A 25,981-nucleotide genomic window follows, 5' to 3' on the forward strand; every position below is an offset into this window, starting at 1 on the left:
TGGTGGCATAGGCACGCAGCCGAGCCCGCAGATCGGCATCCGGGTCGGCCGGGGTCTGCGCGACCGGAGTGCGCCGTTAGGTAGAACGAGCCAGCTCAACCGCCTTGCACGCCAACCGCTCCGACATGCTCAACACCTCTTTGAGCATGTCCACCGCGCGATGCGTGGCGGCCGGGCTTTAGAGCTTTGCCTTCGTAACCTCCCGCAACGCATCCTTTCCAACTTCGCCTCGGCCGGCAGCCGCTTGAACTTCGCGTTCTGCTCCCGCAACTCCTTGAGCTCCCTGGTGGCGTCGGTATCCATCCCGCCATAGGTGCGGCGCCAGTTATACAGTGTCGGCGGCGAGACTTTCAGCTCGCCGGTGATCTCCTCACCGGTCTTGCCTGCCGCGCCCAGCGCATCCGCACGGCGCAGCTTGCGCACGATGTCCGCCGTGGAATGCCGCTTCCGACCAGCCATGTGTTTCATCGTCCCTTCCAGCCCATCCACGAGGCGACAGGACTCTCAAACACGGCGGACTCATGCACCGGGAATACCCCAGGTCGACACCCCTTAGGTGCACGGATATTGCCGGTTGAGCAGACAATTCGACGGTGGCGAGTAGGTACCGCTCAGCACGCCTCTGAATCCGCCTGTGGCTGAACCACCGGGTGCAACGATGCGATTCCAATTCGCGGGGGTGAGAACATAGTGCGTGCCAGATCGCGCAACGGTGCTATTCCATGTGTGCGAGATGGATTCTCCCATCGGCAAGTCGAAATCAAGCCTCCAGTCGGTGAGCGGCACCGTGCTCAAGTTCGTGATTGTGAAACGGGCGATGAAACCGGTCTGCCACGTATGTTCCACCCTCAGCGCCGCCGTGGCGGCAGCCGCATGAGCTACCGGGGTGATGGCGAGTCCGAAGATGGCAACTATCAATGCCGACACAGCTGCGCGAACCGCTGTGCGCCAGCAGGTCGTGTAATTGCCCAGTCCGGCCATAGCAGCCGACACTAAAGCCAACCAGGCGATATCGGCCGTTTCGCCGCGGACAGGCTGCAGTACCTTTGCTCAACCGAAACCGTCACGAGATTTGAGCCCTTCGATTGCCCGGGCCGCATCGGCGCGGAGTCGTTTAGCCGCCAGCAAACGAGCGGTCTCGTGCACCACCCCGAGGGCGCAGGCGGCTGGTATCACGACTCGACCGGACTTCGCCGCCGGGATCCGGGGCGTGGCCGAGCTGGTCACGGGTCCCAGCTTGCCGGCCAACGACCAATTATCCGAGTCGCGCGCCGTGCAGAGCTTCCCGGCGCTACTCTTTGCCCATGATCGCCGGGGAGAGGGCGCCCGACTTCACTCTTTACGATCACACCGGTCGTCCTCGCAGCTTGTCGGCGCTCCTTTCCGCAGGGCCGGTTGTGTTGTTCTTCTTCCCAATAGCGTCCTCACCGATCTGTACGGCCCAGGGCTGTCGCTTTCGGAATCTGAGCAACGAATTCGCTGCGGTGGGGGCCCAGCGCGTAGGCATCAGCACCGACACCGTCGATAGGCAGGCCCACTTCGCCCAACAGCGCTCATTCGATTATCCGCTGCTCTCCGACGCGGACGGCGTGGTGTCCGAGCTGTTCGGGGTGCGCCGGGGCCGGCTTGCCAAACTGCGGAGATCCGTCGCGGCGCGTGAGGCGGTGCGACGGGGCCGGCACGCGCGGCGCCGCGGCCTGCTGGCCCGGCTGCTGCCGGTCAGACGGACCACATTCGTCATCGACACCGACCGCACCATCCTGAAGGTCATCGCCAGCGAGGTGCGCGCCTCGGTGCACGCCGACCAGGCCTTGCGGTTCCTGCAGAACCACCACGCGCCGCGTAGGTCGCCCCCTGTCCGCGCGGGCAAGGGCGAACCGATCCGCTACCGGTTCACAGAACCGGAAGCCGTGGACATGCCAAGCCTGGTCCGGCCATACACGCTGATGGCACGCCGTGGTGATGCCAATGTCAACCTGGCCCTCGAGGCTCCGGTCGAATCGCTCAACACCACCGCCAAGCCGCCGCACTGGCGCAGAAATGATGTCCGCGGCGAGGTCCTGACGTGTTGCGTGGATAGCCCCTCGGTCGCAGAGATCGCCGCTCGCCTGTCCCTGCCGCTCGGTGCGACGCGGTTCCTGGTCGACGACCTGGTGACCCAGGGTTATTTGCGGGTGCGCGCCCCTGTCGGTGATTCGATGACACTCGACGAACGACGCGAACTGATCAAAAGGACACTGCGCGGCTTGCGAGCACTCTGAGGGGTCGCGCCGGCCTCGAACTCCCACTGTCTCCCGTTAACCGCTGCGTTAGCCGCGTTTATATGCTCGCCCAATGGGTTTCATTATCCTGCCGTGGGATGAAACGCCGCTCTCGCGAGTGGGTTATCGGTGAGATTCGCGTGAAAAATTCTGTCCCCCGGCATGTGGCCGCGCGCCCGATCGCGCGTAGCAGGGTGCACACTCATCGCATGGAGTTTTGTCATGTGAGTGCCGTCCCGCCGACCCCGGCGCCCCTACCCCCGCCGCGGTGCCTGCACCGCGCCCACCCGTCGACGTCGGCCCGGCCAGCGTGATGGCTCACGTCGACGTGCCTGAGCCCGCGCCGCGACGCCGGCTGAACGGACTTTCGGAGGTCCGCGCGTTCTTTCACACCAACACCGTGCCGCTGTACTTCATCTCCCCCACCCCGTTCAACTTGCTCGGCATCGATCGCTGGGTACGCAACTTCTTTTACCTGACCTACTTCGACTCGTTCGAGGGCACACATTCACGCGTGTTCGTTCCCCGGCGGCGCGACCGCATTGATTTCGGGTCCATGGGTGATGTGTGCAACCACCTGCTGCGTGACCCGGAGACTCTCGAGTTCATCGCGGGCCGGGGCCCGGGTGGCAAGGCCTGCTTCGTGATGATGGACGAGGAGACGCAGGCCCTCGCGCGCGAAGCGGGATTGGAAGTCATGCACCCTCCGGTGGAATTGCGCCATCGCTTGGCCTCCAAGCTCGTCATGACGCGTCTGGCCGACGAGGCGGGCGTGCGCAGCGTGCCCCACGTGATTGGCCGGGTCGGCTCCTATGACGAGCTGCGGGCGCTCGCGCAACAGGCTGGACTGGGTGATGACCTCGTCGTCGTGGCCGCCTACGGCGACGCCGGTAGCGCGGTGTTCTTTGTGCGCGGGCAGCGCGACTGGGACGAGCACGCCGGTGCCCTGGCCGGCCAGGAAGTCAAAGTCATGAAGCGCATTCGCAATGTCGAGGTGTGCATCGAGGGCACCGTGACCCGCCACGGCACCGTGGTCGGCCCCGCGATGACGAGTCTGGTCGGGTATCCGGAGCTGACTCCGCGCAAGGGCGGCTGGTGCGGCAACGACATCTGGCGCGAGGTGCTACCGCCGGCACAGGCCCACGCGGCGCGAGAAATGGTCGCACAACTGGGCGACATCCTGAGCCGCGAGGGTTACCGCGGCTACTTCGAGGTGGACCTGTTGCATGACCTGGACTCTGACGAGCTCTACCTCGGCGAGGTGAACCCGCGCCTGTCCGGCGCCAGCCCGATGACGAACCTGACCACCGAGGCCTACGCCGACATGCCGTTGTTCCTCTTTCATCTGCTCGAGTACATGGATGTGGACTACGAGCTCGACATCGACGAAATCAATGCGCGCTGGGAACGCGGCTACGGCGAAGACGAGGTCTGGGGTCAGCTGATCATCAGCGAGACCTCCCGAGACGTCGAGCTCTTCACCGCGACACCACGCACCGGTATCTGGCGCATCGATGACGACGGGCGCGTCTCCTTCGCGCGCCCCGCCAACGACTGGGCCACGCTGCTCGACGGGTCCGAAGCCTTCTACATGCGTGTCGCCGCGCCGGGCGACTTACGCTGCGAGGGCGCACAACTTGGAGTGCTTGTCACCCGAGGGCACCTGCAGACTGAGGACTACCAGCTTACCGAGCGTTGCCGGCGCTGGATCAAGGGCATCAAGGCGAAGTTCGCCTCAACACCCCTGGCGCCGGCCACGCCGATCGTCTCGCGCCTCGTCGCACGCGCGTGAGCAGCGGCGTCCCGGCCGGCATCTCACTGGACAACTGGCTGTCGGCGCCCTACGCGCGCTGGTCCTTCCAGCACGTCGAAGAATTCGTACCGACCGCGGTCATCTCGCGTGGGACCGGGCCAACCGCGGCGTTGCCCGCCGCCACTTCTGCCCTGGCCGAGATTCCGTTGACCAGTACGGACGGCGCGGCCACCACCGTGGGCACGGTGATGACCGCCACCGCCACCGACGGGTGGGCGGTATGCCACCGCGGGTCGCTGATGGCCGAGGAGTACCGCGACGGCCTGCAGGCGCACACCCGGCACCTCCTGTTCTCGGTGAGCAAGTCGCTGGTGGCGGTCGTCGTCGGCGCGCTACACGGGGCCGGTGCAATAGACCTTCACTCGCCAGTCACGGCATTCGTCCCGGCCCTGGCCAACTGCGGCTACGCCGGGGCGACGGTGCGCCACCTGCTGGACATGAGGTCGGGAATCGCGTTTTCCGAGAACTACGACGACCCGACCGCGGAAATACACCTCCTCGACCAGGCGATCGGGTGGGCGCCCAAGAGCAGACCGGACGTCGCCGCCACGCTGTATGACTTCCTGCGGACGTTGCGGCAGAAGTCGGCCCATGGCGGCCCGTTCGAATATCGCTCGTGTGAAACCGATGTACTCGGCTGGATCTGCGAGGTCGCCGGCAGCCAGCGGATGCCCGACCTGATGTCGGAATTGCTGTGGAGCCGCATCGGCGCTCAGTGCGACGCCACCATCGGCGTCGACGCGGTCGGGACCGGATTCTTCGACGGTGGCATCAACGCCTGTCTGACCGACATGATCCGGTTCGGGTCGCTGTTCCTGCGCGATGGTGCCTCGTTGACCGGCCGGCAAGTGGTGCCGGCGGCGTGGATCGCCGACACCGTCGACGGCGGACCCGACTCGCGGGAGGCGTTCGCCGCCAGCCCGGACGACAACCCAATGCCCGGCGGCATGTACCGCAACCAAATGTGGTCCCCTTACCCCGGCAGCAACGTCGTGTTGTGCCTTGGCATGTGCGGTCAGATGATCTACGTCAATCGCGCCGCAGAAATGGTCGCCGCCAAGTTGTCCACCCAGCCGCACTCTCATGAGCCGCACATGTTGGACACGCTACGCGCATTCGATGCGGTGGCACACGAACTGGCTGGAATCGCCGGTTAGCCCGGGTTCCCGATGACCGCCGTCGACCCGCTGGATCGACCGTAGATACAGTTGTGGCGGCCGCTCGCCGAGATACGGCAGTGGGGTGTTCCCGGTGAATGAGTCCGCCTTGTTTTAGAGTCCTGTGGCCCCGTGGATGGGGCTGGAAGGGATGATGAAACACATGGGTGGTCGGAAGCGGCATTCCGCGGAGGACATCGTGCGCAAGCTGCGCCGCGCGGACGAGCTGGCCGCGGCGGGCAAGACCGGTGAGGAGATCGCCGCCGAGCTGGAGGTGTCGGCGGCGACGCTGTACAACTGGCGCCGCACCTATGGCGGGATGGATATCGATGCCGCCAGGCAGCTCAAGGAGTTGCGGGAGCAGAACGCGCGGTTGAAGCGGCTTTTGGCCGAGGCGGAGTTGGAGAAGGATGCGTTGCGGGAGGTTGCGAAGGGAAAATTCTGAGCCCGGCCGCCAAGCGTCGCGCCGTGGACATGCTCAAAGAGGTGTTGAGCATGTCGGAGCGGTTGGCGTGCAAGGCGGTTGGGCTGGCTCGTTCTACCTACCGGCGCACTCCGGTCGCGGCGACCCCGGCCGACCCGGATGCCGATCTGCGGGTCTGGCTGCGCGCGTATGCCACCAAACATCCCTGCCATGGGTTTCGGCGCGCCTGGGCGGCGTTGCGCCACGATGAGGGCCGTGAGGTCAACAAAAGAAGGTCCACCGGCTGTGGCGTGAGGAAGGACTGCAGCGGCGGGCGTATTCGCCGCGTAAGCGCGCGGGGTGTCGTCGGCGCCGCAGGTCGTCGCGGACGCACCCAAGGTGGTGTGGGCGATCGATTTTCAGTTCGACTCCACCATCGACGGCAAGGCTGTCAAGATCGCGTCGATGGTCGACGAGCACACTCGCGAATCGCTGCTGAACATCGTGGAGCGCTCGATTACCGGCGAGCGTCTCGTCGATGAACTCGAGCGGGTGTTCGCCTCCGCCGGTGGACCGCCGCTGGTGCTGCGCATGGACAACGGCCCGGAGATGATTTCGCAAGCGTTGCAACAGTTTTGTGACGGCACAGTCGGATTGTCCTACATTCCACCCGGAGCGCCGTGGGACAACGCCTACATCGAATCGTTCAACAGCAGGCTCAGGAAGGAGTGCCTCAACCGCAACCACTGGACCAACCTGCTGGAGGCCCGAGTAGTCATCGGTGACTTCAAGCACGAACATAATCACCGGCATCGTCACTCCGCGCTGGGCTACCTCACCCCGGCCGAGTACGCTGCCCGATGCAGCCACACCCACACCCCTGTGGCCTGCGAAATCAACTGAATCCAGAACAACAAAACCCGACTCTAGAACCGGGTGGACTCAGTATCGGGGACTCGCCAGCAGGACAGACCGATAATCATCGCAACTTTTGCGCGAATTCGATGATGTTACCGTCCGGGTCGGCAATATGGACCGTTCTTTCACGCCACGGTCGATCCACCGGTCCACTGAGGATCTCGACACCGAGGCCTTTCAACCGATCCGCTTCCCTATCAACGTCTTCGACCAGAAATACTATCTCGCCGCACGGAGCCTTGCCGCCTTCTCGGCCGATGAGCTCCGGCAGCTTCGAGCGCTCGAAAAGCGAGAACTTGGTGTTCTCCATCTCGAACTCGATGTAGCCGTCGCCTTCGAACCGCACCTTGAGGCCGATCACATCACGGTAGAACGCCTCCGACCGCGTGAGCGACTCGACATACTGGATGACGTAGTCCACGCGGGGCATGGGGTATACCGTATCGGATGCCTCTGGGGCTGGTCTGCACTGGCGTGAGCCCGGGTCGCGCCGAAGCATGAATTAGGTTGCAGCTTCCTGCATTTAATGCTTGCTCAGTCGGTTTCGCGAGCGCCGCTCGAGCTGACCCGAGTGGCTCCAGCGCTCCGCTGGGGCGGACGATCCGTCTGCCGCGATAGCGCGGCATCGGCGCCCGGTGTGGTAGCGGTGCTTCACCCCTCATAGCGGAGGGCCAAGCAGTCACGGATGGTGATGAACTGGAGCGCGCGCTTGACGCCATCGATCCGGGCCTGCCGATCTGGTATGGCTACAACCCGGCGCAGACATCCGTATCAACACCGCCGCATCGCGACGTAAAGCAAGGCTCATCGAGCCGGCCGGCTCAACGGTTTTGATCGATCTCAATCCGGGCCCGTCAGGATGTCTGTCTGGTAGCGGCTGGCGGTCCACGGTGGCGCGTCGGGAGTCGGCGTGAGCGTAACCGTGATGCGGTCTTTGCCCGCGGTGCGAGTCTCAGGTATCTGGTAGGTGTCATCAAGCCAACGGTGAATCGAGTTGCTGCGTGGCTCTAGCCAATTCCCGACCGGAGCGCCGTCGATGGCGACGTCTGCTGATTGATAGCCGATTGTCTGATCCGACATGCGGCGCAACAGGATGCCATGGTTGTCGGGGCGGATCTCGACATCGAATGTGATCGCCGCGCGGCTGGCGTGGACCAGCCCGGCGACGGGGCGGATGTCGTCGTTGCCCTCGTACTCGATGATCAGTGGTTCATCGGTCGCGCCGGCATCGATGTAGTGGTGCAGGAGCCGATTGCCAGGATCAGCGGGGATGACTTCGTCGCTGGGTGTGAGGGTGTCGTTGGGTTGGGTGTAAAGGAATGCTGTTGAGCCGTAGAGGGGTTCGACCATGTTGCGTTTGCCGTGCTCGATGCCGAATCGGATCGCAGAGTGGTAACCGATGGCGTCGGCGAGCATGAGGCGGTAGGCGGCGACACAATAGTCTTGACATCCGCCCGCGGCTGTGCGCTGATCGGGTTGGCCGGTCAACGGGGCGCTATAGCGGGTGCCGTTTTTGAAGTACCAACCACCTTCATAGAAGTCCTCGGTGCCGGTGCCATACCACTGGGGTGACGCAGCACCGTCGACGTAGACTCGCTCGGCCCCTTCGAGAAAGTAAGGGGCGCCATCGCTGAACGACGTTTTGATACGAGAACCCCTGATGGTGTGGCTGACGCCGACGAACTTGCCGTGGCCCAGTTCATCGGCAAATAACCAGTCCCGGCCAAACGCCGTTGCTCCGGCATGTGACCGGGCAGTGAAATAACCGGCGCTGCCGGTGGCCAGTGCGGATGCCCACTGCGGGTCGGGTGTCGTCACAACATCACTGTCGACCCCTGCTACGGGATTATCGGTCGCGTTGACGAGTATGATGTTGGCGGTGTGCGCGAAAGGCATTGGCCACCACTCGGATAAGGACAACGACCCGTCGGGTTGAGGGGCTGCTGCGAACATCAGCGATCGCACGCTGCTGGGCCCCAGTCCGGCACCGAAGAACTCGTCAAGGGGCGAGTCGACCATGGTTCGGCCGTCGAAATCTATATGGAGCCGCAACCCGGCCAGCACGTGATCCGCCAAATCTGGTAGTCGCAGGTGGATCGCTGAAATGCTGCCTGAGCCCTCAGATTCGGAAATCGTCAGGCCAGCAGCGGCGGGAAGCTCGACAACTTGATGGTGATGCGCTGCTTTGGACGCTGCCGGTTTGGGATCGACGCTGCCTGCGGCGCGCAACGTAGCGAGCACGTCGAGCGCCGGGTCGGCGGCAGAGAACGTATTCACCCCGCTGTCAGTCGGAAAGTGTCGATAGTCGACGTGGTAGTACTCCAAATTCGATGCGACGCTGATCCGCATCGACTTTCGGTACGGCATGGGAACCTTGATGAAAACACCGCCCGGCGACTGCACAGCATTGGCCACAAGAGGCCATACGAATGGCGGACCGAGCATGCCGTCAACCACCGACTGCAATGGTGCATCTACCACTGTCTGACCATCCAGCTCGATCCGGATCGCTCCAATTGCGCGGACGTTTCCGCCGTCGCGGGTGAACCAGACCGAATCAACCTCTCCCGCACCACGATCTTCGGCGATAACACAGCCGGCACCCCCGGAGGTCAAACATCCGCCGGTGCCGTTTCGATTGCCGGTGGAGACGTCGAAATCACCGCCGCTTCGATCGAAGCTCGACACCTGCAGAGTTTGTGCGGCGGCGCTCAGATATGGCAACAGGTCCAGTCGGCGATAGGTATCCCAGCCCACCAGCGTCGTGCCATTTCCTGTGATAGCCGGCTCGGCGTGCGCCGCACCGGCAGCAGCCGGGTCGGCGATTCCCAGCAGCAGCGACACCAACATCGCAGACAGCGCTCGTCGGGCCACCGGCATAGCGACAAAGGTTACTGTCAGCCGGACTGCCGGGAATCGGTTGTCGGCGCCTTGGTTTGCCACGTGAAAGTCGATCCGCGCCGCGGCCAATGGCCTTCGCAGCGGCTGTCGGGGTCGGATGGCGTTCTTGCGTGGGCGTCGTCCGCGCGGCCGTCTGAATCTTTCTGTCCACGCCGCCGCGGGCTTCGGAGAACCCGCGACATATACCCGTCGGAGGCGGATACTGCATCCGAGCCCGGGCTGATCCCCCACCTCCTGACCAACCGAGAGGGAATCGGTGAACCATCGACACCGACTGTGTGTTGTGACCAGCGGCGGCATCTGGGCACCAGGGTGAGCGCGGATCAATGCTTTGCCATCGTCATGCTCGACGAGGAACTTTGGCGGTCGCTGGTTGCCATTGGTGCAGACCACCACGTGGCGTGGGTGCATGGATGCATGCTTGAGCATGGTCACCGTGGCGACCACCAGGCGCTGGTTTGCCGCGCCGGCGTGCGGGACTACTGGGTGCAGTGGGATGCAAGCAGGAAACCGCGGCTCACCGTGGCGGTCGACTCCCCTGGGCCTCGGCCAGCGGGCCGCCCACCGATCGATGCGCCCCGCCTGCCGCGGCAGGAGGCCCGACCGGCCGTCGCCGACGCGTCGAGCACGTCGGCGTCCGAGCAGCTGCACTCACCGGAATCGGCGTCGCGGGACCATGCGCTATGGGCCATTGCCTCGGCGCTGCAACGTCTGGCCGACGTGATTGCCGCCGCGTTCGATCCCAGCGAAGACCGGGGCCGACACGGCCCGGGCCGCGGCGGCGAGCGATGAATGCCGGGCCCGCGACCGGTCATACCTGTTAAAACCGGACACATCGATTTGCAAAGGTGAGGATGCAATGTCGAAAGCCCTGCCGCCAATCGTCGATTACCAGACCTGGCGGGCCGCGCTCGATGAGCTGCGCAAGCGGGAGAAGGCCGCCACCCGCGAACTGGATGCGATCGCCGCCCAGCGACGGCGCTTGCCGATGGTCCACTTGCCCGACTACCTCCTGATCGGCGCCGACGGGCCCATCCGCTTGGTTGAGGTGTTCCACGGGCGCTCGCAACTGATCACCTACCACCACATGTGGTCGGATGGCGCGGAGTGGCAGTGCGGTGGCTGCACAGGCTTCACCTCACAGTTCACCCGATTGGAATTCCTCGACAACTACGACGCCCGCTTCGTCATCGTCACCAATGGACCGATCGACGAAGCACTCGCCTACAAGCGGAAGGTCGGCAATTGCATGGAGTGGTACTCGTCGTCGGGGAGCTCGTTCGGCGCCGACGTGGACGCACCGCCGAACGGGGGCTTCGCGGTCAACGTGTTCTTGCGCGACGGCGACACCGTGTACCGCACGTGGCACACAAATGGGCGCGGCACCGAACAACTCAGCCACATATTCGGGCTGATCGACATCCTGCCCTGGGGCCGACAGGAAGAATGGCAGGACTCGCCGACAGGTTGGCCCTCGCGGCCAACTTACTCCGGATGGCCGGATTCCCCCGATATCGCCCGGGCCTACGGACCCAAGGACAACGCGTGACCGTGGACGCCGAACATCGCGTCGTCACCGTCGCTTCGGCGCCGATTCTCGGCCAACCCGCACGACCGCCGGCTGGCGCTGCGATGAGTTTGCAACCTGCCAGACGTCAAAGCAGTCATGGAAGCTACGAACCTCGCTGACCTCTACAGTTTGCCGGTCATGAACTGGATTGATGTTCGGAACCGATTGGACCAGGGCGTCAGCCAAGCGCCGGGTTCCGGCGGACCTGACCGGCACACTTGCTGGCTGGCGACAATTAACCCCGATGGCAGTCCGCACGTGACGGGCATCGGGGCTCTTTGGGTGGACGGCGCATTCTGGTTCGAGACCGGTACGACGACACGCAAAGCGCGAAACCTCGCGGCCGATGCACGATGCACGTTGAGCCTTGCCACCCAGGAATTCGACCTCGCCGTGGAAGGCACGGCGCACCTGATCACCGACCCGGCGGTTGTTTCGGCGATGGCGGCGCGGTGGGCCGCCGAAGGCTGGCCCGCGCGCGTCGACGACACCGGCCGAGCGATCACCGCCGAATTCAGCGCGCCGTCGGCTGGACCGCCGCCGTGGTTTGTGTACCGTCTGACCCCACACACCGCGACCGCGGTGGGCACCGTCGAACCAGGGGGCGCAACCCGGTGGCGGTTCTGATTCGTCGAAGCCAGCACCGGGGCCGCGCCGGACGCTGCGGGTGACGGTCACGCGCCCAGAGCGGCGGGGCCGATTGCAGACGGCGAGCAATTGCACCACCGTTAGTGCCGGATGCTCATCGCCGTGGACGTTCAGTATGCGGAGCTCGCGGTAGTCACGGCTGCCGTGGGCTTCGTCGCCTGGTCCGACCCAACTTCGATGCTCGAAAGCGTCGTTCGCACCGCAGTGACGGCCGAGGCCTACCAGCCCGGCGTGTTCTACAAACGTGAGTTGCCCTTCCTCCTTGACGCGGTCGCGCTGGTCGAGCAGCGTCATCTCGTCGAGACGGTGATCGTCGACGGCCACGTGTGGCTTCGGGACGGTGAACCCGGTCTTGGCGCGCGCCTGTATGAGGCGCTCGGCGCCCGGAAGGCGGTCGTCGGCGTAGCGAAGGCCGCATTCGCGCGAGGAAACGCGATCCCGGTGCGACGAGGTGGCAGCGGCAGGCCGCTATTCGTCACCGCAGCCGGGATGAACCCGCACCAGGCGGCTCAGCTCGTCCGCCGCATGCACGGCCCGCATCGCCTACCCACGCTTCTGAAGCGCGCCGACGACCTCGCACGCGAGCGCACCGCGCCGGACCCGACGAAGGCGCTGATCGGCCGGACCGGCTACCGGCGGTAGGCGATGCGGCAAAACGTCTGTGGCGGTCGCGCTCCCGGTGTAGCCTGCGCCGCTGTGATCGTCACAGGAGCCAGTACGAGAGGGTGAGGCTGACATGTATGAATCGCGGTTGACGGGCGATGCGCGCAGTCTGCTTGCCGCAGCTGGTGCGGTACTCGGAGCCGCGCTGCTATCCGTCGGGGTGGCCGGTGCCGCCGACCAGGTTCAGCTCAGGAGCCGACTGGGCAACTGGTGTCTCGACGCCCCGAATGGGAAGAACACTGCGGCGATGGTCAACGCCTGCGACGGCTCGAATTCTCAGCTCTGGGTTTTCAACCCGTCCGGACAGGTCGAAAGCGTAGCGTTCCCCGGGACTTGCCTGAGCATCAACAGCGCAGCAGATAACACCCCGGTGATGCTCTCGTCGTGTCAGACCAATGCCAACAACCAGAGTTGGACTCTGCAGACCAACGGCCAGCTCACCAGCGCGCTCGGTCCCTGCCTCAACGTGTTCGGCGGCGCGGCGGCACCGGGGACCGCGGTGATCGCCTACCACTGCATCCCCGACGTAGCCGACGAGCAGTGGGACAGTGTTTCCTGACCCGGGTGGCCCTCACTGGGATGCCGACCAGTCGGCAAAGCGGGTGCTGGCCAATACGGCGGTGTCACCGGTGACCAGGCTGCTATCCCCTACCGGTGTGCCGAAGTAGGTGGCTGATGGGTCGACAACGACGGGAGTAGTGTCGCCGTTGCGGGCCAGCACCAACCTCGCCAGGTCCGCGAACCGGAGTTTCTCAGGACCGCCGATGTTGACAACACCGTTGACGGGTTGGGCTTGGGCTTGGCCGCATTCACCAGATTCCTTGTCGCCGTGCTGAAGAACTCCATCACCGGATCATCGTCGAACGACGGCGAATTAATGACATCAACGAGCACGTCAGTACCGGACAGTGCTTCCGCGAGTCCGTCACCGGTGAGCACGTCGACGCCCGAACGACGTGAGGCGGCGACGGTTTGGTGTCCGGCGTCGTTCAACTGCGCGACTACCTGGCGGCCAATCTGTCCGGTAGCTCCGATCACGGTGATTTTCATCCGGTGATGACCTTTCTCCGTACGTTGATGGCCAACGCGCAGCGTCCAACTCTCCGCCATCTTGCGGTTTGCCCCGCACACACTACTCGGGGATTGCGCTGTGGTTGACGGCCTCCTGTGCGTGCGATACCGTCGCTGGGCTGCCGGGCTGGTGCACCGTATGGAATTGCTTGGGGCTGAAGAGGTCCCACATCCAGGGCTCTCGACATACGATGGCTGTCGTGATAGCCGACGGCACCGGCAGTTATTTGCTGTGATCGCTTTTGTGTGTGCCATGCCCATGGAACTACGTCCCCTGCGGCGGCGACTCCGGCTGCAACAGGGCAACCCGGGTTACACCGGCCGGGTCGGCGACCATGCCGCGATCGCGATCGTCACCGGAATTGGCACGGCGCGGGCCCATGCCGCGACGGTCCAACTGCTGGACCAGGTCAACGTCGAATGGGTGATCGTCGTCGGCATCACCGGCGGTATCGAGAACCAAACACCGGTCGGGACAGTGCTGTTGCCGGAATTGGTGGTCAATGGCGCCGACGGCTCCCGGCACCGCCCCAAGCCGCTTCGTCCCGGCAATGCCCATGGAACGTTGTGGACTACCGACAGCCTGCTCCTCGATCCGGTCGTGCATGCCGACCTGCGGGACCAAGGTGTGGTGTCACTTGACATGGAGACTGCCGCTATCGCGACGGTGTGCGAGCAGCGCGGCGTGCCGTGGTCGGTGGTGCGCGCGGTCAGCGATCGGGCCGGCGACGGCAGCGTGGATTCGGAGATTCTCGGCCTTGCCACCGCGGACGGGCGGGTGAGCTTCTCCGCTGCTGTCCGCTATCTGCTCAGGCATCCCGGTGCCGGGCCCCGCCTGGTCCGCCTCGCCAGGGGAGCCAGGCTCGCAAGCGAACGGGCGGCCGACGCGGCCATCGCGGCCCTTGCCTGATCGTGCCGACCAGCTAATCGGACTATGCGGAGCTGCGGGCGATGGCGCGCGCCGGGTCGGAAATCCACTCCGACCACGAGCCCGGGAACAGTGCTGCCGGATAGCCGAGCGTGGCGAGTGCCGCGACGATCACCGTCGCACTGACACCGGAGCCGCAGTACACACCCAGACGGCCCGCATGTTCAATGTCGTATTCGGAAAACACTTGGGCCAGCTCACTATCGGCGATAAACGTTTCGTCATCGGCCAGGACAGCCGTGCTGGGAAGATTCTTGGCGTTCGGAATATGACCGGCAACCGGGTCGACCGGCTCGACGTCGCCGCGGAACCGTTCGGGTGCGCGCGCATCAAATAGCGTCACGCCGGCGGCACCTGCTTGCTCAGCGGTCAACACAGGCAGCCCGCCGGCATACAAATCACGGTGCGGCACAGTCACATTCCCGTGCCGCACCGCAACCTGACCAGGCTCCATCCGACCTCGGGCCGACCGCCACGCAGCAAGGCCACCGTCGAGGATCCGTACATTCATCAGCCCGGCCGCCCTCAGTACCCACCATGCACGCGAGGACCCGATCCGGTTCCAATCGTCATACACGACAACCGGTGCATCCCGGTGGACGCCCCACCGACGGGCGGCCTGTTCGATCCGACGACCCGACGGCAGCGGATGACGTCCCCGTCCGGTGACCGTGCGATCGCTGAGCTCGTCTTCCAGCGACACATACACCGCACCCGGCAGATGACCATGCAGGTACGCCGCATGTCCGTCGGGTTCGTCCAGCCGCCAGCGCACGTCGAGAATGGTCGGCGCGGAGTCGGTCTCGATGAGGTGCGCCAACTCCGCGGCGGTGATGAGAATCTGGGCACGTGCCGTCACTCCCGCCACTTTCAACATATAGCGCAATAGGGGGCTTGCGGCAAGGCCGGGGCCATGGCGGAAAATCGCTGGCCGAAGCGAGAACTCGTCGAAGGGGGTTTGACGATATGCATTGCTTGCCCGGCGGCGGACGCGTCGCGCAGGACGGTCGGCGTGATGGCTGACCATGCGGTGGTGGTCGTGGGAGCAGGGCCCACCGGGCTGATGTTGGCCGGCGAGTTGGCGCTGGCGGGCGTTGACGTCGCTATTGCCGAGCGCCGCGCCAGCCAGGATCTGATTGGGACGCGTGCAGGCGGTCTGCATGCGCGCACCATCGAGGTTTTCGATCAGCGCGGAATCGCAGAGCGGTTTCTGGCGTATGGGCGGGTGGCGCAGGTGGCGGGTTTCTCACAGATTCCGTTGGACATCAGCGACTTTCCTACCCGCCACCCCTATGGGCTTGCGTTGTGGCAGAAGCACATCGAGCGCATACTGGCCGACTGGGTTGACCAGCTCTCGGTGCCGATCTATCGCGGGCTGCAGGTGACTGGCATCGCTCAACACTGCGGCGGCGTTGACGTCCAACTGGCCAACGGCCAGTTCCTGCGAGCGCAATATGTGGTGGGCTGCGATGGCGGACACAGCGTGGTCCGTCAGGCCGCCGGCATCGAGTTCGCTGGCTGGGAGCCGACAGCGAGCTATCTGCTTGCCGAAGTCGAAATGGCCTTCCAGCGAGACCAAGAGCCGGAATGGTGTATTCGCCACGACGCTCTCGGCGTCCATGCACTTGCAAAGGAGGCCGGGAAGGCGGTGCGAGTCATGGTAACCGAGACGCGTCTTGGACCCACCGGTGAACCCACTCTGCGCGACCTGAGCAAGGCGCTGATAGCCGTATACGGAACGGATTACGGAATCCACAGTCCCACTTGGATTTCCAGATTCACCGATGCGGCACGACAGGCCGCGACGTATCGCGACGGGCGAGTCTTGGTGGCCGGCGACGCGGCACACGTGCATCACCCGGTGGGCGGACAGGGCCTCAACACCGGTGTGCAGGACGCGGTGAATCTGGGGTGGAAGTTGGCGCAGGTGGTCAACCAGACTTCGCCCCACAAACTTCTGGACACCTACCATGCCGAACGGTACCCCGTCGCGGCACGAGTCCTGCGCAACGCGATGGCGCAGATGGCGCTGCTTCACCGCCGAAACGAGCGCACCGAAGCACTGCGGGAGGTCATGTCCGAACTTTTGAGCATGGACGAGCCTCGCACGCGATTCGCAGCGATGATGTCCGGTCTGGATATCCATTACGACCTCGGCGACGGGCACCCGCTGCTCGGACGACGCATGCCAGATCTGGACCTGGTCACCGCCGACGGACCGCTACGGGTATTCACCCTGCTGCACAGTGCCCGCGCGGTGGTACTCAATTTCGATGAGCCCGGTGGCCTGGACATCGCTCCCTGGGCAACCAGGGTTCAGCTGATCGACGCGAAATACGATGGTGCATGGGAGCTTCCGGTGCTTGGGACGGTCGCTGCTCCCGCTGCCGTGTTGATTCGGCCGGATGGATACGTGGCCTGGGTGGGAGACGGCACCGGTAGCGGATTACCTGAGGCGCTAACCACCTGGTTCGGATCCCCTGCTGCGCGCTAATGCTCGAGTCTCGGCTGATCGAGCGGGCCGGTGTCAGACGGGCCACGCCTCGCGCCGCCAGGCGGCGTCCCAGAACATCCACTCGTAGCGAGCGGTTGTGGCGAAATGGGCGCGGGCGCGGGCCTCTTCGGTGGGACCCAGGGTCCGGCCAACATCGTCGGCAAGTGCCAGCACCTCGGCGACGACGGTTTGATACTCCTCGCCGGCATAGCTGTCGATCCAGCGCTGGTAGCGCGAATCCGGGGAGCCGCGTTTAACCAGCTCGGTGCCCACCTCGGCGTAAATCCAGTAGCACGGCAGTACCGCGGCGAATCCGTCGACGAATGTGCCGCCGTGGGCGGTGGCCAATAGGTAGCTCGTGTAGGCGCGGGTCGTCGGCGCGACGGGTACGGCGTCGGAGTTGGCGACACCCAGTTCGGACAGCAGTGACGCGTGCAGATCGAGCTCGACGTCGATGATGCCGACGGCGTGCCGCGCGAACATGCCCACGTCGGCAGGACTGGGCGCCTTGCTGCCGACGACGCTTAGTGCTCGGGCGAAATCGTGCAAGTAGTAAGCGTCCTGGATCAGGTAGTGGGCGAACGCGTTGGCGTCGAGTCGGCCGTCGGTGAGGCCGACCAGGAACGGGTGTTGCAGGATCGCCGAGTAAATGCCTGCCACCTCGGCCCACAATCGCCGCGTCCAACCATTGCGCATCACACCTGCGATGATCCCAGCCCGATATCGGCTCGTGGGCGGCGTCCATTGACAAACACCCGGTGTGAAGCTGAGTCGCAGCACGCCATCCACCGACGTCAGGTATTGGTGGAGGGTTTGTTGGTATCGCTACCGTCCACGCGCTCGTCGAGCGCGCCGGCCATTGGGCGATGAGCTGGGCCCCAGCGCTGCGCCCCAGCGCGCAGCTGGGAGGCTCGCTGAGCTAACGGCTCGCCGTCGCACGACGTTACCGCGAAATGCGGCTCCGCCCCAGTGGTTTGCCGACCAGCTGCACCACCCGGGGTAGCACAATGGTCATTGCGGGCTCTTGCTCGAGAGAAACGGTTGGAGGATCGCGTCGGTCACCGCACGCAATGTCGATTGGACGGCAGGATCGTAAGCCGCGGGGTGGGCCTTGGCGTCGCGACAGCCCTTGAAGTAACGCCCGGTCACAGCTGCACCGGTCGGCCCAACGGCGAGGTGCATCACGGCTTTGACGCCGGTCGATAGGGATGACAGCGGCGGAATCCACGCCTGGCGGACCATGCGCGTATTCATCAACGACGCCGGATGCAAGCAGTTGACCGTGACGGCGGTGTCGGCGAGCTGTTCTGCAAAGTCGAAAGTGAACGCGACCAACGCGAACTTGCTGCGATAGTAGGCGCGTATCCCGGTGTAGTGGTGGTCCATCCGCAGGTCCGCGAAGTCTATTGGTGCCTGCCCAGCGGATGCGACGTTGACGATCCGCGCTGGTGCACTGGTCTTGAGCGCGGGAACAAGTTTTCGGGCCAGCAATACCGGGGCGAGGTAATTGACCGCGAAGCGCTGCTCGTGGCCATCTGCGCTGAGGATCCGTTTGCGGTACGGGGGTCGGCCCGGGCCTATTCCTGCATTGTTGATCAAGAGATGAAGTACTGAATGTTCGGCGCTCACCCGCTCGGCGAGATCGCAGGTTTCCCGCAGCGAGCTGAGATCCGCTAGGTAGGTTTGCACCCTACCGCCCGACGCACGTATCCGATCGGCCACATCCGCGGCACGCTCGTGATCACGACCGTGCAGCAGCACATGCATCCCCCGCTCAGCAAGCGCACCGGCAACCGCCTGGCCAAGCCCGGAGGTTGCTCCGGTTATCAGAACGATTCGGCTGTTTTGCATAACTTTCCGTTGCTTCGGCGGTCTCGCCTTATATCGTGCACCTGTGGCTGAGATGAAGCGTCGCAGCATGATGCTGATGTTGGGGATCGGCGCGGTGGCAGCCGCCGCCCCCATGGGCAAGGCTGCTGGCTATCCGTCGCCACCGGATTCGCCGCCGTTGCCCGCGCCAGCGGTCCCCCCGGGTGCCACCACTGGGGGCCTGCTTTTCCATGACGAGTTCGACGGCCCGGCCGGTTCGGCGCCCAACCCGGCGAACTGGACGGTTGCGACACACCGGACGCCGATCAAGAACCCGGTGGGGTGGGACAGGCCCGAGTTCTTCTACCAATACCGCAACGACCGCCGAAACGTCTTCATCGACGGCAATTCCAACCTGGTTCTTCGGGCCACAAAAGAGGGCGACACCTACTACGGCGGCCTGGTCAGCGGCAACTGGCGGGGACCGATCGGCACCACCTGGGAGGCCCGGATCAAGCTCAACTGCCAGACCGCCGGGTGCTGGCCCGCATGGTGGTTGTCCAATGACGATCCCGGCCGCAGCAGTGAAATCGACCTACTTGAGTGGTACGGCAACGGAGAGTGGCCGGCGGGCACCACCGTGCACGCAAACCCGGAGGGCACCGCGTTCGAGACCCATCCGGTCGGGGTGGACGGCGGGTGGCATACGTGGCGATGCCGTTGGGATCAGAACGGCTTCTATTTCTGGGAAGATTATGTCGACGGCGCGGAGCCATACTTCACTGTTCCGGCGGTCGGCATCGAACATCTCGAGCTGCCCATCCGCGAATGGCCCTTTAACGAACCCGGCTACACGATGTTCCCGGTGTTGAACCTTGCGGTTGGCGGCTCCGGCGGGGGCGACGCCAGGCAGGGCAGCTACCCGGCCGACATGCTCATCGACTGGGTGCGTGTTTGGTAAGAAGTGGCGCTGCGGCTTTAGAACGGCGCCTCGTGCAGAACTAGGCTAATGAAGACATACGCCATGCACAGCAGCAGGTTCAGCGCAGCGAGAATCAGGACTGCGACGACGAGAAACCGAACTCCGACCCGTCTGCGGTGCTTGAACTTCGCCAGCCGCTCCGCGCGCTTGATCTCGGTGGCGGTGAGCGCAAACCGGACATCCATCAATTCCTCAAACGCGATGGGCGCGCCCGCCGCTATTTCCTGAAGGCGCACCGCGGGGATGCCGACCCCGACGCCGGCGAATCGCCGACTCATGCGACGCGCCCGTCTGCGGCTGAGCGCCCGATCCCCCACCTGAGCGCGATGCGACAGCTTCCTCCATTCGTCGCCCCACAGGTTGGACGGAGTCGCCATAGGTGATCACTCTAAGCGTCGATCCGGTCACTGCTAGGACGTTCTGAGGATCACGTTGCGGCGTTGAAAGTTGTTCATCTGGGACCAACTTCATCTTGGTATTTCTTGGCCATGTAATCGATCGCCTGCAGCTGGGTCTGCGCGAGGTCTTCTCGCACTGCACTGGCCCGTGCCGCGGCGTCGAGCGTCGGCTGTGCCTGGCCCTGGAAGTACGGCATCACCTCGGCGGCAAACAGCTCTGCGGAGCGCTTCGTCGCCGCCGGATTCGCCCATTCGTGGGCCATTTGCAGCATGCAGCCGAATCCACCGGACTGCTCCCACAGCCGCTGCACCTGTGCGCGCGCCCGCTCTGGAGTTCCGATCACACCGGCTCCCGCATTGTTGATGATGTCGATCATTTCGTCGAGCCGGTCCCCCGGCATGGTCATTTGTGGGAACGCAGCCACCTTTTGGAAATAGTGGAACCACGGCTCGATCCCGAATTTCACATCGGCGCGGGCCTGCTCGTCGGTCTCAGCAACGTGGAACGGCCCCACCAGCCGCCAGTCGTTGCGGTCGACTCGCTTGCCGAAGGCCGCTGCGCGCTCCTCGACGATGCCCCAGTGGTAAGCGAGTGCGTCGAAGCCTTCGGTGGTCAGCGTCGCCCCGATAGACAGCAGCCCGATCCCGTGTTTGCCGGCCAGCCTGGCGCCCGTCGGCGAGGCGACCGCTGCCACCGCCAGAGGGATCCCGCCCTCGGAATACGGGGCGAGCTGCAACCGGGCGTCGAACAGCTCATGGGTGGCGGTTTTGGCGGTCACAGTCTCGCCGTCCAGCAGGCGGACCAAGATGTCGAGGTTGGTTTCGAGAAGCTCGCGCGTGTCGGTGGGGTTCAGTCCGATCATCGCGGAATCGGTGGGTAGCGAGCCCGGTCCCACTCCGCCAAGCACTCGCCCATAGGTGAGGTGGTCGAGCAGCACCAGCCGATCGGCAACCCACAGCGGGTTGTGGTAGGCCAGCGAGATTACCCCGGTGCCCAAGCGGATCCGCTTGGTTCGTTGCGCAGCGGCGGCGATGAAGATCTCCGGTGAACTGATGATCTCGCTGCCCGCGGAGTGATGCTCACCGAACCACACTTCATCGAAACCCAGCGCGTCGATGTGCTCGACGAAGTCCAGATCGCGTTGCAGTGCCAGCGTCGGATTGGTGCCCGCACGATGAAACGGTGCCATGAAATATCCGAACCGGAGCTTGGCCATCGAGGTCCCCTTTTTGAAATCGAGTTGCCCGAACTTTAAACCTTTGCGCCGGTCCGAGGGCAGCGAAGAGGCGCCGGAGCCGAGCGGAGATATCGTGGGTTAGTTCCGGATTAACGACGTGGGGCGGTGACTGCTGATGCGCTACAACCCTCCGCCGAACTGGCCCAAGCCACCCGAGGGTTGGGTGCCGCCCCCTGACTGGTCCCCGGATCCGTCATGGCCGCCGCCACCTCCGGGGTGGAAGCTCTGGGTGGACGATGCCCCCGCCTCGGAGAAGAAGAGATCGGTGCTGCATCGCGTTGAGCGCAGCAGCGACGACTCGGAGTACTTCGGCGATGACCGAGCCTGGTCGGCGGATTCCGGTCAGGCGTCGCTGCGCGACATGGGTGCCGCACCGGCCGTGGTGGCACCCCAACCGACCGAAGTCGCGCCCGAGGACCTGTCAGCGCACCATCTCGGGCAGCGCGTCACGATCAAATGGGACAGTGAGCACAGGTACGACATCGGCACGATCGAGGCCGTTTCCGCCGATTCAGCGGCGATCAGGGTAAAGCTCGCCGGATTTGACGCTCCAATTTCCTTTCCGCGGGAGGCACCGCGTCGCGGCCCGGCCGGTCCGCGGCTTTATGTCTGGATTTGACCGGCGGTGGCATCCTCGCCATATGGGCGTGCTGTTCCGGCTGGCGGAGTTTCTCCTCGTGCTGTTGCCGCTGGCCGGCATGATCGTCGCCGGGGTCAAAGCGTTGCTGGCCGCCCAGCGGCGACGGATGGGCCCCGGGGGGCTTGATCGGGTCGACCGCCCGGATGCGGTGTCCATCGGACGCGCCAACGGCAGCCCAGCCGCCCAGTGGGGGTCGATCAAACGCGTCGTCGAAGAGCACCGTCGAACCGATGCGCGCTGGCTGGAGTACGAGCTCGACGTCGCGAAGCTGCTGGACTATCCGTTGATCACCGACATGCGTGACCCGCTTACGATCGCCTTCCACAAGGCCAAGCTGAGGGCGGATTTCTTGCGTCCGACCAAAGCCGAGGATCTTCTCGATGACCGCGAGGCTGCCGCCCAGTATTTCGCCGCCGTCGAAGAGTACGTGACCGCATTCAACGCCGCGGAGGCGGAGGCTGTCCGGCGGCGCCGCAACGACTTCTCCCAGGAAGGACAGCAGCGGATCGCGCGCGCTCGCACGCTGATGCGGGTGGCGTCAGACCCCTCCGCCACCGCCCACGAACGTCAGCATGCATACGAGCTTGCCCGCAAAGAGCTCGATGGCCTGATCGTGTTGCCGTCCGCGACGAGGGCAAGCCTCGAGCGCGGGATTTGCGGGGCGATCGACGGATAGCCACGGCTTAGACCGGCGTGGGCTCACCGACTTTGACCAGCATTTTGCCGATGTTCGCGCCGGTGAACAGGCCGTTGAGCGCGTCGACGCATGACTCGATGCCCTCGAAGATGGTCTCACGATGCACGAGTTTGCCGTCCTGCTCCCAGCGGCGCAGGTCGGCGAACGCCTCGTCGAATCGGTCCCACATCTCCAGCGCATTGAACCCCTGCATGAGCGCGGTTTTGGACAACAGATTTACGTAGTTGGCCGGCCCCGGGTGCTCGCCGGTCAGGTAGCTGGAGATGACTCCACACAGCACCACCCGTGCCTTGTGCGCCAAGCGGCCCAGCACCGCGTCGAGGATAGGGCCGCCGACATTGTCGAAGTAGACGTCGACGCCACGGGGGCAATGCTGTTTGAGCGCGGCAGCCAAATTGTCTTGTTTGTAATCGATACACGCGTCAAAACCAAACTCTTCCACCACGATTCGGCACTTCTCCGGCCCGCCGGCGATGCCGACCACACGCGCGCCGGCGATCTTGGCGATCTGCCCGGCCACCGACCCGGTCGCGCCCGCGGCGGCCGAGACCACCACCGTGTCACCGGGCTTGGGTTTGCCGATGCCGGTCATTCCGAAATACGCGGTGGCCCCGGTCGGGCCGTACACCGACATCACCGCCACCTGGTCGTTCGCATCGGGAATGGGCGTGCTGAAGACGTCGTCGCGGATGATCACGTACTCCTGGAATCCCGACAGGGTGGTGACCACGTCCCCGACCGCGTAGGCGTCGCACCGCGACGCCACCACTTCACCGATCCCGGCCGCCCGGATCACCTCACCCAATTGCACGGGCGGCAGGTAGCCGGGTTGGTCGTTGAGCCAGGTGCGGACGGCGGCGTCGATGCCGATGTAGGTGTTGCGCAGCAACGCTTCGCCCTCGGCGGGCTGCGGCGCGGGCGAGGTGACCAGCTCGGTGTCGCCGGGCTGGAGCAGCCCGGTAGGGCGGCGACGCAGCAGTATCTGGCGGTTCATGAGCTCTGCCACGATGCGAAACTACCGAAGCCGTCGACCGACGCGGTGCAGGATAGACTCGCATCGTCGGGGAAACGGCGCTGGACAGGAGCGTATACCCATGGCCACCACCATCGAAGCGGACGCCGAGGCCCGCACACCGTTCGAGCAGGAAGTCGCTGCCGTGCAGCGCTACTTCGACAGTCCCCGCTTCGACGGAATCGTTCGCCTCTACTCGGCTCGCCAAGTTGTCGAGCAGCGGGGCACGATCCCCACCGACTACCCAGTGGCACGAGAAGCGGCGGTGGCGTTCTACGCCCGCCTTCGCGAATTGTTCGCCCAGGGCAAGAGCATCACGACATTCGGGCCGTACTCGCCGGGGCAGGCGGTGACCATCAAACGGATGGGCATCGAAGCCATCTATCTCGGCGGTTGGGCGACGTCGGCGAAGGGCTCCAGCAGTGAGGACCCGGGTCCCGACCTCGCCAGCTACCCGTTGAGCCAGGTGCCCGACGAAGCGGCCGGGCTGGTCCGCGCGCTGCTCACCGCCGACCGTAATCAGCAGTTCCTGCGCCTGCGCATGACCGACGAGCAGCGGGCGGCAACACCTCCGGTCGATTTCCGACCGTTCATCATCGCCGATGCCGACACCGGACACGGCGGCGACCCGCACGTGCGCAATCTGATCCGCCGCTTCGTCGAGGCGGGCGTGCCCGGATACCACATCGAGGATCAACGCCCCGGCACGAAGAAGTGCGGCCACCAGGGCGGCAAGGTTCTGGTGCCATCCGACGAGCAGATCAAACGCCTCAACGCGGCGCGCTTCCAGCTCGACGTGATGGGCGTCCCCGGCATCATCGTCGCGCGCACTGACGCCGAGGCGGGCAACCTGATCGACAGCCGCGCCGATGAACGCGACCAGCCGTTTCTGCTCGGCGCGACCAACCTGAAAATTCCCTCCTACAAAGCCTGTTGGCTGGCGTTGATGCGGCGCTTCTACGACCTGGGCGTCAAGGAACTGAACGGCCACTTCCTTTATGCGCTGCCCGACGGCGAGTACGCCGCGGCGGACGCCTGGCTGGAGCGTCAGGGCATCCTGGATCTGGTCGCCGAGGCGGCGGCGGCCTGGCAGCAGAACGGACAGCAATCCATCGACGCTCTCTTCGACAAGGTCGAGGCGCGATTCGTCGATGCGTGGGAGGCGGACGCCGGGCTGGAGACCTATGGGGACGCGGTCGCGGATCTGCTCGAATTCGCCGAGAGTGAGGGCGACCCGCGGGATATGAGCTCCGCGGAATGGCGTGAGTTCGCCAAGGACGCACCGCTTTACGCTGCCCGGGAGAAGGCCAAGGAGCTGGGCGTCGTCGCCCCGTGGGACTGTGAGCTGGCGAAGACCCCGGAGGGCTACTACCAGGTCCGCGGCGGCATCCCCTATGCCATCGCCAAGTCGCTGGCCGCGGCGCCGTTCGCCGACCTGCTATGGATGGAGACCAAGACAGCCGATCTGGCCGATGCTCGGCAGTTCGCCGAGGCGATTCATGCCAAGTACCCCGACAAGATGCTGGCCTACAACCTTTCCCCGTCGTTCAACTGGGATACCACCGGGATGAGCGACGAGGAGATGCGCCGCTTCCCCGAGGAGCTCGGCAAGATGGGCTTCGTCTTCAACTTCATCACCTATGGGGGGCACCAGATCGACGGCGTCGCCGCCGAGGAGTTCGCCACCGCCCTCAAGCAGGACGGCATGCTGGCGCTGGCTCGGCTGCAGCGCCAGCTGCGTTTGGTCGAGTCGCCCTACCGAACGCCGCAAACGCTGGTTGGCGGGCCGCGCAGTGATGCCGCGCTGCTGGCGTCCTCGGGCCGCACGGCCACCACCAAGGCCATGGGCAAGGGTTCGACCCAGCACCAGCATCTGGTGCAGACCGAGGTGCCCAAGAAGCTGCTCGAGGACTGGCTGGCGATGTGGAGCGAGCACTACCAGCTTGGCGAAAAGCTCCGTGTCCAACTGCGACCGCACCGCGCCGGTTCTGAGCTGCTCGAGCTCGGCATCTTCGGTGAGGGCGACGAGGAACTGGCCAACGTGATCTTCGCGCCGTTCCAAGATCGCCGCGAAAGCACCATCCTCACGGTGCGTGACCAGAACACGTTCGAAGAGAGACTGCGGCAGAAGCGCCTGATGACGCTGATCCACCTGTGGTTGGTGCATCGGTTCAAGGCCGACGCGGTCCACTATGTCACGCCGACCGAGGACAACCTCTACCAGACCGAAAAGATGAAGTCGCACGGCATCTTCCGCGATGTGCACCAGGAGGTCGGCGAGATCATCGTCGCCGACGTAAACCACCCACGCATCCAAGAGCTGCTGGCGCCCGACCGCAAGGCGCTGTGGCGGTTGATCCGCAAGGAAGGCTAGCGGG

Annotated in this window: 24 protein-coding genes and 4 pseudogenes; 16 read left to right on the top strand and 12 right to left on the bottom strand. The window is 64.8% G+C overall.

The window, feature by feature from the left end; translation table 11 throughout:
• Positions 1-129: 129 nt before the first annotated feature.
• The 3 genes from MHEC_RS10740 to MHEC_RS10750 all read right to left on the bottom strand — a co-directional run bounded on the left by MHEC_RS10740 (position 130) and on the right by MHEC_RS10750 (position 1,227).
• Positions 130-459 (bottom strand): transposase, encoded by a 330-nt coding sequence (locus MHEC_RS10740; protein WP_235434968.1) that lies wholly within the window; start codon positions 457-459, stop codon positions 130-132.
• A gap of 93 nt (positions 460-552) precedes the next feature.
• Positions 553-981, bottom strand: coding sequence for a cellulose-binding domain-containing protein (locus MHEC_RS10745; RefSeq protein WP_048893148.1), 429 nt, complete (start codon positions 979-981; stop codon positions 553-555).
• Positions 982-1,050: 69 nt separating this feature from the next.
• A complete protein-coding gene (locus MHEC_RS10750; protein WP_160315071.1) occupies positions 1,051-1,227 on the bottom strand; it encodes a hypothetical protein in 177 nt (58 codons plus the stop codon).
• Between the two features lie 77 nt (positions 1,228-1,304).
• On the opposite strand from MHEC_RS10750, the pseudogene MHEC_RS24155 reads away from it, so the two are divergent.
• The 5 genes and pseudogenes from MHEC_RS24155 to MHEC_RS10770 all read left to right on the top strand — a co-directional run.
• Positions 1,305-1,838: pseudogene (locus tag MHEC_RS24155) on the top strand (peroxiredoxin); the annotation flags it as partial.
• Positions 1,839-1,931: 93 nt separating this feature from the next.
• Positions 1,932-2,261, top strand: a pseudogene (locus MHEC_RS24160) (DUF742 domain-containing protein); the annotation flags it as partial.
• Between the two features lie 313 nt (positions 2,262-2,574).
• Positions 2,575-4,053: a biotin carboxylase gene (locus tag MHEC_RS10760; protein WP_099868969.1), complete on the top strand. Its 1,479-nt coding sequence runs from the start codon at positions 2,575-2,577 to the stop codon at positions 4,051-4,053.
• Complete coding sequence (locus tag MHEC_RS10765) at positions 4,050-5,231, top strand: serine hydrolase domain-containing protein (protein ID WP_048893146.1); 1,182 nt, start codon at positions 4,050-4,052, stop codon at positions 5,229-5,231. The genes MHEC_RS10760 and MHEC_RS10765 overlap by 4 nt, the downstream gene beginning before the upstream one ends.
• A 163-nt stretch (positions 5,232-5,394) precedes the next feature.
• Positions 5,395-6,537, top strand: a pseudogene (locus tag MHEC_RS10770) (IS3 family transposase).
• A gap of 76 nt (positions 6,538-6,613) precedes the next feature.
• Here MHEC_RS10770 and MHEC_RS10775 read toward each other — a convergent pair.
• Positions 6,614-6,982, bottom strand: a complete 369-nt coding sequence (locus tag MHEC_RS10775; RefSeq protein WP_048890910.1) for a VOC family protein — start codon at positions 6,980-6,982, stop codon at positions 6,614-6,616.
• A 410-nt stretch (positions 6,983-7,392) separates the two neighbouring features.
• A complete protein-coding gene (locus MHEC_RS10780; protein ID WP_048891039.1) occupies positions 7,393-9,402 on the bottom strand; it encodes a glycoside hydrolase family 172 protein in 2,010 nt (669 codons plus the stop codon).
• A gap of 363 nt (positions 9,403-9,765) precedes the next feature.
• Between MHEC_RS10780 and MHEC_RS10785 the strand changes: the two genes are divergently transcribed.
• The 5 genes from MHEC_RS10785 to MHEC_RS10805 all read left to right on the top strand — a co-directional run bounded on the left by MHEC_RS10785 (position 9,766) and on the right by MHEC_RS10805 (position 12,893).
• Complete coding sequence (locus tag MHEC_RS10785) at positions 9,766-10,245, top strand: hypothetical protein (RefSeq protein WP_142358643.1); 480 nt, start codon at positions 9,766-9,768, stop codon at positions 10,243-10,245.
• A 67-nt stretch (positions 10,246-10,312) separates the two neighbouring features.
• Positions 10,313-11,002: a DUF899 domain-containing protein gene (locus tag MHEC_RS10790; protein ID WP_048890912.1), complete on the top strand. Its 690-nt coding sequence runs from the start codon at positions 10,313-10,315 to the stop codon at positions 11,000-11,002.
• Positions 11,003-11,161: 159 nt separating this feature from the next.
• Positions 11,162-11,650 carry a pyridoxamine 5'-phosphate oxidase family protein gene (locus MHEC_RS10795; RefSeq protein ID WP_235434771.1) on the top strand — a complete coding sequence of 163 codons (489 nt, stop codon included), beginning with the start codon at positions 11,162-11,164 and terminating at the stop codon, positions 11,648-11,650.
• A 111-nt stretch (positions 11,651-11,761) separates the two neighbouring features.
• Positions 11,762-12,313, top strand: a complete 552-nt coding sequence (locus MHEC_RS10800) for an endonuclease V (protein WP_048890914.1) — start codon at positions 11,762-11,764, stop codon at positions 12,311-12,313.
• A gap of 94 nt (positions 12,314-12,407) precedes the next feature.
• Positions 12,408-12,893 (top strand): Rv1419 family lectin, encoded by a 486-nt coding sequence (locus MHEC_RS10805; RefSeq protein ID WP_048890915.1) that lies wholly within the window; start codon positions 12,408-12,410, stop codon positions 12,891-12,893.
• 12 nt (positions 12,894-12,905) lie between these two features.
• Here MHEC_RS10805 and MHEC_RS10810 read toward each other — a convergent pair.
• Positions 12,906-13,384: pseudogene (locus MHEC_RS10810) on the bottom strand (SDR family oxidoreductase).
• A gap of 160 nt (positions 13,385-13,544) precedes the next feature.
• Here MHEC_RS10810 and MHEC_RS10815 point away from each other — a divergent pair.
• Complete coding sequence (locus MHEC_RS10815; protein ID WP_082169825.1) at positions 13,545-14,315, top strand: phosphorylase family protein; 771 nt, start codon at positions 13,545-13,547, stop codon at positions 14,313-14,315.
• 22 nt (positions 14,316-14,337) lie between these two features.
• Here the strand turns inward: MHEC_RS10815 and MHEC_RS10820 are convergent, their stop codons facing one another.
• Complete coding sequence (locus tag MHEC_RS10820) at positions 14,338-15,192, bottom strand: sulfurtransferase (RefSeq protein ID WP_048891040.1); 855 nt, start codon at positions 15,190-15,192, stop codon at positions 14,338-14,340.
• A 156-nt stretch (positions 15,193-15,348) separates the two neighbouring features.
• On the opposite strand from MHEC_RS10820, the gene MHEC_RS10825 reads away from it, so the two are divergent.
• Positions 15,349-16,827: an FAD-dependent monooxygenase gene (locus MHEC_RS10825; protein WP_048890918.1), complete on the top strand. Its 1,479-nt coding sequence runs from the start codon at positions 15,349-15,351 to the stop codon at positions 16,825-16,827.
• A gap of 33 nt (positions 16,828-16,860) precedes the next feature.
• Here MHEC_RS10825 and tenA read toward each other — a convergent pair whose 3' ends face one another.
• Both tenA and MHEC_RS10835 read right to left on the bottom strand, forming a co-directional pair.
• Complete coding sequence (tenA, locus tag MHEC_RS10830) at positions 16,861-17,523, bottom strand: thiaminase II (protein ID WP_048890919.1); 663 nt, start codon at positions 17,521-17,523, stop codon at positions 16,861-16,863.
• Between the two features lie 315 nt (positions 17,524-17,838).
• Positions 17,839-18,792 carry an SDR family NAD(P)-dependent oxidoreductase gene (locus tag MHEC_RS10835; RefSeq protein ID WP_327037181.1) on the bottom strand — a complete coding sequence of 318 codons (954 nt, stop codon included), beginning with the start codon at positions 18,790-18,792 and terminating at the stop codon, positions 17,839-17,841.
• Here MHEC_RS10835 and MHEC_RS10840 point away from each other — a divergent pair.
• The gene (locus MHEC_RS10840; RefSeq protein ID WP_099868971.1) at positions 18,731-19,597 is read left to right on the top strand and encodes a glycoside hydrolase family 16 protein; all 867 of its coding nucleotides are present in this window, start codon (positions 18,731-18,733) and stop codon (positions 19,595-19,597) included. The genes MHEC_RS10835 and MHEC_RS10840 overlap by 62 nt on opposite strands.
• 17 nt (positions 19,598-19,614) lie before the next feature.
• Here the strand turns inward: MHEC_RS10840 and MHEC_RS10845 are convergent, their stop codons facing one another.
• A complete protein-coding gene (locus tag MHEC_RS10845; protein WP_048890921.1) occupies positions 19,615-19,995 on the bottom strand; it encodes a hypothetical protein in 381 nt (126 codons plus the stop codon).
• Positions 19,996-20,069: 74 nt separating this feature from the next.
• On the bottom strand, positions 20,070-21,233 hold the full coding sequence (locus MHEC_RS10850) for an LLM class flavin-dependent oxidoreductase (RefSeq protein ID WP_048890922.1): 1,164 nt from the start codon (positions 21,231-21,233) through the stop codon (positions 20,070-20,072).
• Positions 21,234-21,369: 136 nt separating this feature from the next.
• Between MHEC_RS10850 and MHEC_RS24170 the strand changes: the two genes are divergently transcribed.
• Both MHEC_RS24170 and MHEC_RS10860 read left to right on the top strand, forming a co-directional pair.
• A complete protein-coding gene (locus MHEC_RS24170; protein WP_071700379.1) occupies positions 21,370-21,873 on the top strand; it encodes a hypothetical protein in 504 nt (167 codons plus the stop codon).
• A 22-nt stretch (positions 21,874-21,895) separates the two neighbouring features.
• Positions 21,896-22,570: a hypothetical protein gene (locus MHEC_RS10860; RefSeq protein ID WP_048890924.1), complete on the top strand. Its 675-nt coding sequence runs from the start codon at positions 21,896-21,898 to the stop codon at positions 22,568-22,570.
• Between the two features lie 7 nt (positions 22,571-22,577).
• Here the strand turns inward: MHEC_RS10860 and MHEC_RS10865 are convergent, their stop codons facing one another.
• The gene (locus MHEC_RS10865) at positions 22,578-23,597 is read right to left on the bottom strand and encodes an NADP-dependent oxidoreductase (protein ID WP_048890925.1); all 1,020 of its coding nucleotides are present in this window, start codon (positions 23,595-23,597) and stop codon (positions 22,578-22,580) included.
• 88 nt (positions 23,598-23,685) lie between these two features.
• Between MHEC_RS10865 and aceA the strand changes: the two genes are divergently transcribed.
• Complete coding sequence (gene aceA, locus MHEC_RS10870; protein WP_048890926.1) at positions 23,686-25,977, top strand: isocitrate lyase ICL2; 2,292 nt, start codon at positions 23,686-23,688, stop codon at positions 25,975-25,977.
• Positions 25,978-25,981: the final 4 nt, after the last annotated feature.

Source organism: Mycobacterium heckeshornense, from assembly GCF_016592155.1.
GTDB lineage: Bacteria > Actinomycetota > Actinomycetes > Mycobacteriales > Mycobacteriaceae > Mycobacterium > Mycobacterium heckeshornense.